Annotated in this window: 11 protein-coding genes; 2 read left to right on the forward strand and 9 right to left on the reverse strand. The window is 40.5% G+C overall.

Features of this window, described 5'->3' with window-relative positions:
• Positions 1-90 precede the first annotated feature (90 nt).
• From groL to miaB, 7 genes are all read right to left on the reverse strand, one after another.
• Positions 91-1,731 (reverse strand): chaperonin GroEL, encoded by a 1,641-nt coding sequence (gene groL / locus HDF25_RS09600; protein ID WP_184624525.1) that lies wholly within the window; start codon positions 1,729-1,731, stop codon positions 91-93.
• A gap of 48 nt (positions 1,732-1,779) precedes the next feature.
• The gene (gene groES, locus HDF25_RS09605) at positions 1,780-2,073 is read right to left on the reverse strand and encodes a co-chaperone GroES (protein ID WP_041878207.1); all 294 of its coding nucleotides are present in this window, start codon (positions 2,071-2,073) and stop codon (positions 1,780-1,782) included.
• Positions 2,074-2,296: 223 nt separating this feature from the next.
• On the reverse strand, positions 2,297-2,653 hold the full coding sequence (gene secG, locus HDF25_RS09610; protein ID WP_184624526.1) for a preprotein translocase subunit SecG: 357 nt from the start codon (positions 2,651-2,653) through the stop codon (positions 2,297-2,299).
• A 14-nt stretch (positions 2,654-2,667) separates the two neighbouring features.
• Entirely contained in the window at positions 2,668-3,792 is a 1,125-nt protein-coding gene (locus HDF25_RS09615; RefSeq protein ID WP_184624527.1) for a hypothetical protein, read from the reverse strand.
• Between the two features lie 80 nt (positions 3,793-3,872).
• Positions 3,873-4,382 (reverse strand): LptE family protein, encoded by a 510-nt coding sequence (locus HDF25_RS09620; protein WP_184624528.1) that lies wholly within the window; start codon positions 4,380-4,382, stop codon positions 3,873-3,875.
• 2 nt (positions 4,383-4,384) lie between these two features.
• Positions 4,385-5,617: a sigma-54 interaction domain-containing protein gene (locus HDF25_RS09625; protein ID WP_184624529.1), complete on the reverse strand. Its 1,233-nt coding sequence runs from the start codon at positions 5,615-5,617 to the stop codon at positions 4,385-4,387.
• Positions 5,618-5,647: 30 nt separating this feature from the next.
• Positions 5,648-7,081, reverse strand: coding sequence for a tRNA (N6-isopentenyl adenosine(37)-C2)-methylthiotransferase MiaB (miaB, locus tag HDF25_RS09630; protein ID WP_184624530.1), 1,434 nt, complete (start codon positions 7,079-7,081; stop codon positions 5,648-5,650).
• Positions 7,082-7,361: 280 nt separating this feature from the next.
• Here miaB and HDF25_RS09635 point away from each other — a divergent pair, with 280 nt between their 5' ends.
• Both HDF25_RS09635 and HDF25_RS09640 read left to right on the forward strand, forming a co-directional pair.
• Positions 7,362-9,152: a hypothetical protein gene (locus tag HDF25_RS09635; protein ID WP_184624531.1), complete on the forward strand. Its 1,791-nt coding sequence runs from the start codon at positions 7,362-7,364 to the stop codon at positions 9,150-9,152.
• Positions 9,153-9,230: 78 nt separating this feature from the next.
• The gene (locus tag HDF25_RS09640) at positions 9,231-10,652 is read left to right on the forward strand and encodes an alpha/beta hydrolase family protein (RefSeq protein ID WP_184624532.1); all 1,422 of its coding nucleotides are present in this window, start codon (positions 9,231-9,233) and stop codon (positions 10,650-10,652) included.
• A 56-nt stretch (positions 10,653-10,708) separates the two neighbouring features.
• On the opposite strand, the gene HDF25_RS09645 is transcribed toward HDF25_RS09640, so the two are convergent.
• Both HDF25_RS09645 and HDF25_RS09650 read right to left on the reverse strand, forming a co-directional pair.
• Entirely contained in the window at positions 10,709-12,829 is a 2,121-nt protein-coding gene (locus tag HDF25_RS09645) for a S9 family peptidase (protein WP_184624533.1), read from the reverse strand.
• A 137-nt stretch (positions 12,830-12,966) separates the two neighbouring features.
• Positions 12,967-13,680, reverse strand: coding sequence for a DUF4377 domain-containing protein (locus HDF25_RS09650; RefSeq protein WP_184624534.1), 714 nt, complete (start codon positions 13,678-13,680; stop codon positions 12,967-12,969).
• Positions 13,681-13,858: the final 178 nt, after the last annotated feature.

Here is a 13,858-nt window from a genome sequence, read left to right on the forward strand (position 1 = left end):
AACTACAATACAAATACTTAAAATTTCTATAACATAAAAAACCCTCAATTTTTAGATTGAGGGTTTTAATTGGTGGTTAACGAAATTGACTTACATCATTCCGCCCATACCGCCGCCGCCCATAGGAGGCATAGCTGCACCACCAGCATTATCATCAGGATCATCAGCTAACACACACTCGGTAGTTAACAACATCGCTGCAATTGAAGCTGCATTTTCTAAAGCTACACGACCAACTTTAGTTGGATCGATAACACCAGCACTGATTAAGTTTTCATAAACATCAGTACGGGCATTGTAACCGAAATCACCTTTTCCTTCTTTAACTTTCTGAACTACGATAGAACCTTCAATACCTGCGTTCTGGCAGATTTGACGTAATGGTTCTTCGATAGCACGTTTAACGATTGCGATACCAGTAGTTTCGTCCTCGTTAGATCCTTTCATACCTTCTAAAGCTTCGATAGCACGGATGAAAGCAACACCACCACCAGCAACGATACCTTCTTCAACCGCAGCACGGGTTGCATGTAGAGCATCATCAACGCGGTCTTTTTTCTCTTTCATTTCCACTTCAGAAGCAGCACCTACGTAAAGAACAGCAACACCGCCAGCTAATTTAGCCAGACGTTCCTGTAATTTTTCTTTATCGTAATCAGAAGTTGTAGTTTCGATCTGCGCTTTGATCTGGTTAACACGTGCTTTGATATCATCAGATGAACCAGCACCGTTAATTACAGTAGTATTGTCTTTATCAACGATTACTTTCTCGGCAGTACCTAAGTAAGTAAGATCAGCGTTTTCTAATTTGTAGCCTCTTTCTTCAGAGATTACAGTACCACCAGTTAGGATCGCAAGATCTTCTAACATAGCTTTTCTGCGATCACCAAAACCTGGAGCTTTAACAGCAACAACTTTCAGAGAGCCACGGATTTTGTTCACTACCAAAGTAGCTAAAGCTTCACCATCTAAATCTTCAGCGATGATTAATAATGGTTTACCTGTCTGAACTTGTTTTTCTAAAATCGGCAGCAATTCTTTCATGTTGCTGATTTTTTTGTCGTAGATTAAAATGTAAGGGTTTTCTAATTCCGCTTCCATTTTATCCGCGTTAGTTACAAAGTACGGTGATAAATAACCACGGTCAAATTGCATACCTTCTACTGTTTTTACTTCAGTTTCAGTACCTTTTGCTTCTTCAACAGTGATTACACCATCTTTACCAACTTTACCCATTGCTTCAGCAATCAGTGCACCAATAACTTCGTCATTGTTTGCTGAGATAGAGGCAACCTGTTTGATTTTGTTATTATCTTCACCAACAGTCTGAGACTGTGATTTTAAGTTAGCTACAATTGCAGTAACAGCTTTATCGATACCACGTTTCAAATCCATTGGATTTGCACCAGCAGCAACGTTTTTAATACCCGCAGTAACGATAGCCTGAGCCAATACAGTTGCAGTTGTTGTTCCGTCACCTGCGATATCAGCAGTTTTAGAAGCAACTTCTTTAACCATTTGTGCACCCATGTTTTCGATTGGGTCTTTTAATTCAATTTCTTTAGCAACGGTAACACCATCTTTAGTGATTGCTGGTGAACCGAATTTTTTATCAATAATTACGTTACGTCCTTTTGGACCTAGAGTTACTTTCACTGCATTAGCCAAAGTATCTACACCTCTTTTCAGGGCGTCACGGGCTTCTACGTTATATTTTACTTGTTTTGCCATTTTTAAAATTTTTAATATTTGGTGGGATTAGCCGGATTAAACCAGCAATTAAAGAACTGCGTAAAGATCAGTTTCACGCATAATAAGATACTCTTTACCTTCAAAAGTAATTTCAGTACCCCCGTATTTGCCATATAAAACTACATCACCAACTTTAACGCTCAATGGTACTAAGTTTCCAGTTAACTCGGCATATTTACCCGGGCCAACTGCAACTACTGTTCCTTGCTGAGGTTTTTCTTTAGCTGTATCCGGAATATAAATACCCGAAGCAGTTTTTTCTTCGGCAGGAGCAGCTTCAACAACTACTCTATCTGCGATGGGTTTAATGTTTAAAGCCATAACTTAATTATTGTTTTAATTTAAAGGTTAACGTATAAATTGTATAATAACATTAACGACACATCAGTTTTTATGCCAAGGCCCTTAGGCTTGCCAAATTTACACAGCCTTGTCAGCTAATAGATTATGCACCTAAATTTTTTGTGTCAGACTGGCAGGGATAAAAGCAGAAAGCCCGTCAGGAATTTATCCGGACGGGCTTTTGAAAAATATTTAATTAAGCTTATTTTTTTGGTTTTTCCTGAGTTGCAGGAGGAGGAGTTGTAGCTGGTTTTAAGCCACCGCCCAATGGTGAAGGAGTCGGTGTTTTGTCCAGTTGCTCCTGGATTTTAGAATCTCCGCTTCCAGTTGCATTCTTTCCGCCTGTTTTTCCAATAGCTGTAACAGCCAGTGAAATTACTACGATTAAAGTTAAAAGTATCCAGGTGCCTTTTTCAAGTACATCGCCCGTACGTTGTACGCCGAACATATTACTACCCGATCCGCCTGTTGCCAGACCACCGCCCTTAGGGTTTTGTATTAAAACAAACAGTCCTAATGCAACACAAATAATGATCAATAAAATAATTAAAAAAAGCATAGTATGTTAAATGGTTAAATTTTCTTTTCTATAGATTGGATAAGGTCGGCAAAGTAACGTCTTTTTTCTGGAAACTTCAAACTTAATTTTTCATAAGTATCTATAGCCTTGTCGTAAAGCATTTGCTCGATGTAAATGTTGGCCAGTGTCTCCGATACCAGGTCATTCTGATCTTCTGCACTTTTCTTCGCCTTGTTCTCATTATCGATCTGCTCAGCTTTAGGTGGCAGGATCTGCGGATCATTTTTGATAAAACTATCTATGATCTCAAAATCCTTCGTTACCGGCTTTGCAGACTCTTCCGAATCCAGTAAGGTCTCACTTCCGGTCAGATGGCTTTGCATATGGAAAATATGCTCTACATACTGTTGCTGTAATTCCTGTGAATTAGTATTTGTTTTCGGCAGCGCATAAGGCTGAAATATACTCTGATGCTCTTTACGGGTTTTGGCCAGCCACCATAAGAAAGTATAAGGCAGTTTCTCGTCATGATAATTACTCACCTGACTGTTTTCGACCTCAGCAGCGGCAACAGCTTCATGCTCTTCGATAACCGGAACTTCATTTACCTGGGGTTTTTCCTGCGGTTCGGTTACTTCAGTACTAAAGTTTTGTTCAAAAGCGAAGAAATCTGTAGAGGCGATATTCTCAAAGACGAAATTATCCCCGAGCGAATGTTTACGTTCTACGGTTTCGTGATTTTCCTGAGGTTTTGCGGATTCCGACTGATCGTCCGAATTTTTAAAGGGACGATAATTGGTGTGGTCAACCTCAGCGATTTCTTCAAAGACCTCTTCATCATAAAAGATTTCTTCTGCATCATCCGCAGGGCCATGGTCGTCCACTTCTTCTCTTATACCTGTACATCCATTGACAATCAGGAAATTCGTCAGGATATTCTCTTTCCTGAACAGAAAACCGTGTAGTGTCATCCCGTTTGAATACAGAGCAGCCTTGGCCAGCTGGTTTGTTTCTTTTGCCAGCTTTGGATCAGCTTTAGCCAGTAATAAATGTAAAGGTTGGTAATAAGGGTACACTTTTAACAAATCAACAAGCATAGCTGTATCCTGCGGGGAAACCTTTTGAGGGTCCGCAATCAATTCAGTGATTTGTTGTTTAATGTCTTTATCCAGCTCCACGAGACTAAGTTAATAATTGAAATTCGGTTTTTATTGAGCTTGTTTAAATTTAAATAAGCTCTAAAATCTGTCAGATTTATCTACCACTGAGCAAAAGCCCGGTTGAATATATCTTCTGTAAGCATGGCATTAATATCTTTATTTAACTGGGGCTGCACCGCTTCCAGAGATTGTGAGCCCATGTTGAAATCCTTAAACCTTTCAAAAGATTCTTCAAAACTCTGTTTAGGGTTCAGGTTATTTGTGTATTTTACACTTATCCTGATAGTCAGTCTGTTTCCTCCTGCACTTGGCTGATTATTGTTCTGCAAGGCGATAGGTTTGATATCATAGCCGGTAATTCTTCCTTCGAATACGGCATCACCGTTACTCTGACTAACCGCCAGGCGGGTTTGATTACGAATACGTAGTTTTAAAGCTTCCGTAAAATCCTGTGCTAAGGTCGGGATAACCAGTGGGGCATTGTTTTCGAAAAACATGACCGTTACCGATTTCATTTCCGGGGGAATAGAAGCCCCGCTTAGCTTTACTGAACAGGAATTTAGTAAAGTCAGTACAGGGAAAAGCAGTAATAAACAGATTCGTTTCATGCCTAATTTAAATTTAGTTCTTTGATTTTTCTATATAAGGTACGCTCAGAAATTCCCAGTTCCTGGGCAGCAAATTTACGTTTGCCTTTGTGTTTTTTCAGTGCTTTCTTGATTAAATCAGATTCTTTGTCAATCAGCGAAAGTGATTCTTCTACCTCCTCGGCATCATGTGTATAGTTGTAATCAACAGGTGCGTTCTGAGGAGACTTCTTGATCGTGAAAGTAGAGTCGTTACTAACAGTCTGATCTACTTCCTGGTAAAGCTGATTAATATAATGCGGGTTTTCGGCCATGATATGAGAAGTATTTCCACCACTCTGGATAATTTCAGCGACCAGTTTTTTAAGGTCCATCATATCTTTTTTCATGTCGAAAAGGACTTTGTAAAGAATATCACGCTCAGAGAAATCTTCCTTGTTATTTCCGTTCATTGCCATTGGCAGGTTACTGCCGCCTTCATTAGGGATGTAGCTTAACAAAGCATTGGCCGTTACATTCCTGTCTTTCTCCAGTACGCAGATCTGTTCAGCTATATTTTTAAGCTGTCTTACATTTCCAGGCCAGCTGTAGTTGCTCAGCATTTGTATTGCATCCGGTTCCAGGTGGATACCCGGGCTGCGGTATTTATCGCTGAAATCAGCAGAGAACTTTCTGAACAACAGGAAAATATCCTCTTTCCGTTCATGTAAAGCCGGAATGCGTAAAGGCACGGTATTTAACCGGTAATATAAATCCTCTCTGAATTTACCCGATTTTACCCTGTTGTATACATCTACATTCGTAGCTGCAATAATACGTACATCAGTTTTCTGTACTTTAGAAGAACCGACACGTAAATACTCTCCGCTTTCCAGTATTCTTAACAGACGGGCCTGAGTACCCAAAGGTAATTCAGCAACCTCATCGAGGAAGATTGTTCCTCCGTTTGCCACTTCAAAATATCCCTTACGTGCCTCATGAGCTCCGGTAAAGGACCCTTTCTCGTGTCCGAATAATTCTGAATCTATCGTTCCTTCCGGGATCGCACCACAGTTTACAGCAATAAATGCACCGTGTTTACGGGTACTCATCTGATGGATGATATGAGAAAAAACCTCTTTCCCACTTCCACTTTCCCCAGTGATTAATACTGACATGTCCGTTGGTGCTACCTGCCTTGCAATATCAATAGCACGGTTTAAAAGTGGAGATCCACCAATAATTCCAAATCGGTTTTTAATATCCTGTACGTCCAAAATAATTATATTTTAAATATTGGGTCTTTTTTAATCTGTAATCCTGCCTAACAGTGTCGCTGATGTACAACGCTCAATGATGACATTTACATATTGTCCTGGTTTAATATTTTCCACAGCAGGGAATACGATCATTGCATTCTGATCATTTCTTCCGCACAGGTCTTTATCAGATTTCTTAGAGAAGCCTTCTACCAGTATCCTTACCTTTTTACCAACCGATTCCTGTAACCTTTTATAGGAAGAATCCTGTTGTTTAAGCAATATCTCCTGCAGACGGCGTTTTTTTACCTCTTCAGGAATATCGTCTTCCAGTTTCCTGGCTGCCATTGTTCCGGGTCTTTCCGAATAGCTGAAGGTAAAGGCAAAATCATAGCCTACATAATCCATCATACTCAGGGTTTCCTGGTGTTCCTCTTCTGTTTCAGTACAGAAACCTGCAATAATATCCGTGGAAATTGCACAGTCCGGGATAATATTCCGGATGGCGTCAATTCGATTGATATACCATTCACGGGTATAAGTACGGTTCATCAGCTCCAATACCCTGCTGCTGCCTGATTGTACAGGCAAATGGATATTGTTGCAGATGTTATCGTGTTTTTTGATGGTATATAAAACTTCGTCAGTAATATCTTTTGGATGAGAAGTAGAGAAACGAACACGTAATTCAGGGCTGATCAGGGCTACTTTTTCCAATAACTGGGCAAAATTAACCATAATCTCAGCGCCATCAGCTGCTTCTTCTGTTCCTTTCCATTTATAAGAGTCTACATTCTGACCTAATAAAGTAACTTCTTTATAACCGCGGTCATGTAAGTCCTGTGCTTCAGCCAGAATAGAATGCGGATCACGGCTGCGTTCGCGCCCCCTGGTAAAAGGAACCACACAGAATGAACACATGTTATCACAACCACGCATAATAGAAATAAATGCGGTGATTCCATTCCCGTTTAAGCGGACCGGACTGATATCTGCATATGTTTCTTCTCTGGATAACAAAACGTTAATCGCTTTCTGACCTTCACCAACCTGTTCGATCAGCTGAGGTAAATCACGGTAAGCGTCAGGTCCTACAACCATATCCACCAGCTTTTCTTCCTCCAGGAATTTTGATTTCAAACGCTCAGCCATACAGCCTAAAACCCCTACAATCAGTTTAGGATTTCTACGTTTTTCAATACCGAACTGTGATAACCTGTTACGGACACGCTGCTCTGCATTTTCTCTGATAGAGCAGGTATTGATAAAGATTGCATCAGCCTCATGATAGTCACCTGTGGTCTCAAAACCCTGGTCTAACAGGATAGAAGCAACAATTTCACTATCAGCAAAGTTCATCTGGCAACCATAACTTTCAATGTATAGCTTTCTCGCATTTTGCATTTTAGGTGCGTCAATGATCAGGGCTTCACCCTGGCGCTCTTCATCGTGTGTCTTGTCCGTTAGCTGTAAATCAATCATAAATGGGTAACATTCTTAAGGGGAACAAAAATACTAAATTTAATTTGTAAATGACAAATTGGCAGAATTTAAAATTCCTGATTCAAATATCGAAAATAGTATAAGCATCTGTGAGTAATTAGAGCGAGAAATTATAAATATGACAGACAAAAGATCAGGGCTGCGAAAAGAGAAAATAATTAATATTTTCTCTCGGTCCTGTTTAGTTTTATTTGATGAACTATAAACAAGCGCTAATCGTTATTAAAAATAGTATATTGTGGTTTTCATAGAGTAATGCATGATTGAAAGGACCCGAAAAACAGTAAAGGCATTGAAATGGGTTGCCGGAATTGTATTCCTGCTATTTGTCATAGCGGATGCAATGTCGTGGTATCTCAGCGTAAAGCTGAGACCTGTTATTATGAAAGAACTGAAGGAGCTGGTACTGAATTCTACAGACAGTTTATACCGGATTGAATTTTCCAAAGTAAACACCAATTTCCTGCTGGGTAATGCCTCTGTCAGCGATGTGCGGATTATTCCAGATACCAATATTTTTAATAAGCTGATTAAGCTTAAACGTGCACCAAACAATATCTATGAGGTGAGTCTTAAGAAACTCACTATCCGTAATTTTCATCCTTTCAGAATCTACTTTGATAAACGGCTCAATGTAGGCAGGTTACTATTTGAGCATCCAAAAGTTGTGATGATTAACAGGCAGTTTGAATTTAATGAAAACAAGCCGCCAAGACCAAATAAATCACCCTTCGAATACATTTCAAAATTACTGCAGGAGGTAAGTGTAAATACGATAGACCTGAGGGATGTGAGTTTTCAGTATATCAACAGGAATGTTCCGGTACCCGAAGTATTTGCTGTCAATAAACTGGATATTACCCTTAAGGACTGGCTCATTGATGCAAACTCGGCTACAGATCCAACCCGTCTTTATTTACTGAAAGATGTACTCATCAATCTGAATGATTATGAGTACGCTACGCCTGACAGCTTATATAAAGTGCAGATGAATGAGTTATCTTTTGTCGCTTCTACCGGAAAATTAAATATCAGAAAATTTGGTCTGGTTCCGAGATATTCAGAAATGGATTTTGGAAAGAAACTAGGCTATTCTAAAGAGCGGTACAATATCCTGTTAAGTGATATCAGCCTGAATGGAATTGATCTTCCGCAGTATGTCAAAAAGCAGGAGCTGGTTGCCAGTGAGATGAACATCACCAATGGCTATGTCTCAGTGTTCAATAATAATGCATTGCCATCACTTGGGATTGCCAGAATGGGTAAGTTTCCGCACCAGTTGCTACAGTTGGTTCAGGCCCCCCTTACCGTGAAAAAGTTAAACCTGAGTGACGTGGATATCAGTTACGCTGAATATGACAGCGACAGTGAGCAGAAGGGGAGGATTACTTTTGAAAAGACATCAGGGACGATCCTAAACGTGACGAATGAAGAAAAGGTTAAAGCCATAAATCCTTTTATGCTGGCTAACCTGAGTACCTATATGATGGGACAGGGGAGACTAACGGTTGATTTCAAATTTGATCTGAATGCTAAAAATGGGGCCTTTTCTTATAAAGGACAGTTATTGGATATGGATGGTGGTTATCTGAACCGGATCACCAAACCACTGGGGATGTTGAAGGTGAATAGCGGGCGTGTTAAAAAACTAGATTTTAATGTAGTGGCAGACGAAGCCAAAGCCAGTGGCAATCTGAATTTTGCCTATAAAGATCTCTCGATAGGTCTGATGAAAAAGGTAGAGGGTAAAAACCGGCTGGTTAAACTGGGCTTGTTCTCGATGCTGGCCAATTCATTAGTTATCCGGCCGGATAACCCAGATGCGAAAGGGAATATGATTGCTGCTTCCCTTTATTATCAGAGAAGCCCGACCAGTTCTTTCTTCAGTTTTATCTGGCAAACATTGTTGCAGGGAATTAAATATACAGTCGGGCTGACGCCGGAGAAACAGGCTGAAATTGATGCGCAGATTGTGAAATTTGAGAAGATGAAGAGTGACAGGGAAAAGAGACGGGAAGCAAGACGGCGGCGGAAACAGGTTAACCCTTAGGTTGGTTCGGGTTTACTTAAGTTCCTGATTCTGTTTGGATTGTTGATCTGAATTCGCATTAATTTTTATATTTGTTTTATGATGATTAAGCGCCCTTTATTACTTTTAGCGTTAGTATTTGCTTTTACTATAAAGCTTTCAGCACAGAATTTACCGGTTAAAACCACATGGGAGGGAACGCTGACAGGGGTGAGGTTAATTTTAAAGTTAGAGAACGATAGCCTCACACATCAGGCAAGCGGTGCTTATGATAGCCCGGATCAGGGAGCACTGGATCTGAAAGTAAGTTCGCTGAAAATCACTAATGATAGTTTGAGCGCTTATTCTACCGTAATTGGTGGTGGTTTTTCAGGAGCCTTTAACAAGGATAAATCAGAGATAAATGGTATATGGAAACAACGTGGGCAGGAATTTCCATTCATTTTTAAGAGAACTCTGGATAAAATAGAACATTTACGTCCACAGACACCCAAAGCACCGTTTCCATACGAGGAACAAAAATTGATTTATTTTAATCAGGATAAGTCTATTCAATATGGAGCAACACTAACTTTGCCTAAATCAGATAAACCAATACCCGTGGTGATTTTAATCACAGGCTCCGGACAGGAAGACAGGGATGAAACCCTTTTTGGACATAAACCCTTCTGGATCATAGCTGATCATTTAAGCAGGAATGGCATTGCGGTATTACGTGTTGACGACAGAGGTATTGGTGAAACTACCGGAGATGTGATGAGCGCAACTTCAGCCGATTTTGCTAAAGATGTGCTGGTTGGAATTGATTTTTTAAAAACAAGAAAAGAGATAGATGTACATCAGATTGGTTTAGTGGGGCATAGCGAAGGGGGGATGATCGGGCCGTTAGTTGCCGTACAATCTAAAGATGTCGCATTTATTGTTAGCCTGGCTGGTGTAGGTGTCAGGGGGATGGATATCACCAATAAACAAATGAATGACGCATATGTTAAAATAGGCTTCAATCAGGAAGAGATAGGGCGGATGCAGGAATTGACTGACAGGATGGTCAGGCTTGGTGATGAGTACCCGGATGAAGGTGAATTCAGATCGGCATTCGGAAAATCTTTTGCAGCATGGAAGGCGAAACAGTCGCCAGAATTTTTGAAAAAGGCGGCGCTAACCGGGGGTGATTCTGATAAAAACATCGATGCGATGGCGACTCGGTTTTTCCTTCCCTGGACACGTTATTTTATGAAGTATGATCCGGCAACTACAGTAGGAAAATTGAAAGTACCTTTTTTAGCAATGAATGGCGGAAAAGACGTACAGGTTTCAGCAAAGGAAAACCTGGCGGGATTTCAACGCCTGTTGACGCAGGCGGGTAATAAGGACTTTAAAATAGTATTGTTACCCGACTTAAATCATCTTTTTCAAACAGCGAAAACCGGGGCTGTCAGTGAATATATGACGATTGAAGAAACCTTTTCTCCCGAAGCACTGAAGGTGATGACAGATTGGATTAAACTGCACATAAACTAAATAAGTAAGAAAGAACGGAACTTTCTTACTTATTTAGGATCAGACTGGTTGATGATCTATTTCAATACTTCGGCCGGCGCTGGTTTGTCCAGCAGGTTTGTATAATAGAAACGGGCACGTTCAGTAAAATCGTGTTTTCCTTTAGTTGAAGTCCATCCGTGTCTGCCGCCAGGATAAATCATCAGTTCAAAGTGTTTATTGGCATCTTCCATTTTGTTGATTAACTGGATGGTATTTTGCATATGTACGTTATCATCCATATCTCCATGCATAATACGTAAAAGACCTTTGTACTTGTCTACATAGGTTAATACCGAAGCATTTTTGTAACCTTCAGGATTTTCCTGTGGGGTATCCATAAAACGTTCCGCATAATTGGTGTCATACAGTTCCCAGCTGGTTACCGGTGCTCCTGCGTAACCGTAATCAAAATAATCAGCACCATAGGTTAAAGCCATCGTCGTCATGTATCCGCCGTAGCTGTGTCCTGTAATCAGTAATTTTTTGTTGTTCACCCAAGGTTTTGCTTTTAACCATTTGGCTGCAGTGATGTAATCTTTCATCTCCCATTTGCCCAGGTTTCTGTGCATTAAGGCTACACCTTCTTTACCGAATTGTCCCGAAGCACGGTGGTCTACAGCAATCTGGATAATTCCTTCGTTTGCCCACCATTGTATTGCTGTTCCTTTCCAGGTGTTGGTTACAGTTCCAGCATTCGGACCTCCGTAAATACTGAAAACCACAGGATATTGTTTATTAACGTCGAAATCTACAGGGTAAGTAATTACAGCCGGGAGGTTATAACCATCATCTGTAGGAATAGTAATCATCTCAGTTTTTCCAATGTCATAACTTGCAAAATCAGCCGATTTACTATCCGCGATTTCTTTGATGATCTTTCCGTTATGATCTACCAGGGTTTGCTTTTGTGGTGTAGATACATTGGAATAAGTCGTTATAAATTTATCGCCCGAAGGAGACATTTGTACCTGATGGGTATATTCACCGAAAGTCAGTCTCTTCAGGTCTTTACCATTATAGTTTACACGGTACAGATCGGTTCTTGTAGAAGCTTCTTTACGTGCCATGAAATAAACTACTTTGTTCTTCTCATCTACATTAACCAGGTTAGTCACCTGCCATTTGCCGCCTGTTAAAGGGTTAACCAGTTTTCCATCCAGCGTATACAGGTAGTAATGTGCCCAGCCTGTTCTGTCGCTTTTCAGGATATAGTGTTTTTTATCCTCCAGATAGGTAATGCGACCATCGTAATCCAGGTCAACCCATGAAGGCTGTTTCTCATCATAGATTTCTTTTTTAGCACCTGTTTCGGGTTTAACCGCATAGAATTTCAGGTTATCCTGACCACGGTTCATCCATTGAACCATCATATTACTGCCGTCATAGCTCCAGTAAGGTGTACCGAAATACTGATCGTCTTTTGCATTAAAATCTGCCCATACAATTGTACCACCGGCAGAAGGTACAAAACCAATTTTTACTTCAGGGTTCGGGTCACCAGCTTTAGGATAGCGTGTTTTTTCTACGTAACCGTGTTGTCCGGTCGATCCGTTGATCGGGAACATTGGTACTTTGGTGTCATCAAACCGCATAAATGCAAGATGTTTGCTGTCCGGTGCCCACCAGAATGCTTTATATTTTGTCGGACGGCCCAGGATTTCTTCAAAATATACCCAAGAAGAATAACCATTATAGATCACATCGGTAGCATCTGTCGTATATCTGATTTCTTTACCTGTAGTTACATCCACAGCATAAAGGTCATTGTTGCGGGTAAAGGCAACATATTTTCCGTCTGGAGAAAGCGTAGGGTTTTTCTCTTCTCCGGGTGTAGTGGTTAAACGTTTTGGCTGGTCTTTACCATACTGAATATAGACATCACTATCTCTGACCATCACGTTGACATTACTTTTTGGCGGCGGAGTGTAAGGACTGCGTGCGCCCGAGTTAATATCCACAGTGTATAACTGATGGGTTTTAGCTTCGCTGATGATGTAATGGTTTTCATCACTCCATCCTGTAACTGCATTCAGGCTGTTGGTTAGTGAAGGGACACGTCCCTGAGTTTGCGCAAAATCAAGTCTGCGCTGCTGAGCCTGCAGATTGATGCTGAAACATAACCCGACGGCCAGACTAATTAGTAAAGGATTCTTCATGTTGAAAATTTAGATCGGCTAAAATAATAAAGGCAAGGCGGATTCATAGTATTTGTGAGATAGATGTTACCCGATTCAATAAAAAAGGTTATCCCAAATCCGGGATAACCTTTTGTCTTATCAGTTTAATATTGCTATTACTCTTGCTGAGTTTCTAGAGGGGACATGCCAAACATGAGTACCAGTTTATTACCCTGGTAAAGATTTAATGTCTGATCGGCCAGGTCATACCTGAATGTCCGGTCACTGATCATATTCAGAAAAGTAGCTTCTAGTTTCATTGCTTCTTCCGAACAGGCCATCATGGTACTGCCGGCTTGTTTAAAAGTCAGTGTGTTATTGCTGAGTTCATATCCACCAAAGAAGTTATTACATCCGGCAGATCCGTTGAACCTCTGGTCTTCTTTATGGAATACGAGATAAGCCGGAGATTCTTCCTGAGTGATCCCGTTCATCTGGATCAGTTTCCACTTATGATTAAAGACAAAATTCATTGCCGCAGAAGTCTGCGAAGAGGCTATTTTTTGCTTTTTGATGATCCTTTTAAGTTTGTACAGATAGATGGAAGCGTCGGCTGGAACGTTTGTTCTTCTGGTGCGGGTAACCAGAAGGGTATAACGGTAACCAGGCTGGTATTTAAATCCGGAAATGCCACTGTAGAAATATTCCCAGTCGGTGCTGGTGTTATATTTCACCAGGAAGCAGGTTTGCGGACCGACACCGGTACAGCTAGCCCGTTCCTCTTTGATGACCATTCGGATGTCTTCTGCTTTGCTGTAAAGTGTGAAAGCAGTTAAAAATGTCAGGGTTAAAATTAGTTTGGTACTGAAGTTCTTTAAATTTTGTCTCATTGTGTGTGTGTTATTTTTTACTACAAACAGGATGCACAGCCAGATCTCTTTCCATAAATATAAAAAAAGGGATGTTCAAAAACTGGACTGCCCCCAAAAAGTTAGACAAATTTAATTATTAGATTTGTTATAATGAGCCCGATATTCCGTCGGGCTCATTCCATTTAAATTCAGTTTT

This window comes from Pedobacter cryoconitis, assembly GCF_014207135.1.
Taxonomy (GTDB): Bacteria; Bacteroidota; Bacteroidia; order Sphingobacteriales; family Sphingobacteriaceae; genus Pedobacter; species Pedobacter cryoconitis_D.

Excerpts from the sequence above, each read along its gene's own strand:
- HDF25_RS09645 (WP_184624533.1), bottom strand. The coding sequence starts at position 12,829 with ATGAAGAATCCTTTACTAATTAGTCTGGCCGTCGGGTTATGTTTCAGC.
- HDF25_RS09620 (WP_184624528.1), bottom strand. The coding sequence starts at position 4,382 with ATGAAACGAATCTGTTTATTACTGCTTTTCCCTGTACTGACTTTACTA.
- HDF25_RS09640 (WP_184624532.1), top strand. The coding sequence starts at position 9,231 with ATGATGATTAAGCGCCCTTTATTACTTTTAGCGTTAGTATTTGCTTTT.
- HDF25_RS09635 (WP_184624531.1), top strand. The coding sequence starts at position 7,362 with ATGATTGAAAGGACCCGAAAAACAGTAAAGGCATTGAAATGGGTTGCC.
- miaB (WP_184624530.1), bottom strand. The coding sequence starts at position 7,081 with ATGATTGATTTACAGCTAACGGACAAGACACACGATGAAGAGCGCCAG.
- HDF25_RS09650 (WP_184624534.1), bottom strand. The coding sequence starts at position 13,680 with ATGAGACAAAATTTAAAGAACTTCAGTACCAAACTAATTTTAACCCTG.
- groL (WP_184624525.1), bottom strand. The coding sequence starts at position 1,731 with ATGGCAAAACAAGTAAAATATAACGTAGAAGCCCGTGACGCCCTGAAA.
- groES (WP_041878207.1), bottom strand. The coding sequence starts at position 2,073 with ATGGCTTTAAACATTAAACCCATCGCAGATAGAGTAGTTGTTGAAGCT.
- secG (WP_184624526.1), bottom strand. The coding sequence starts at position 2,653 with ATGCTTTTTTTAATTATTTTATTGATCATTATTTGTGTTGCATTAGGA.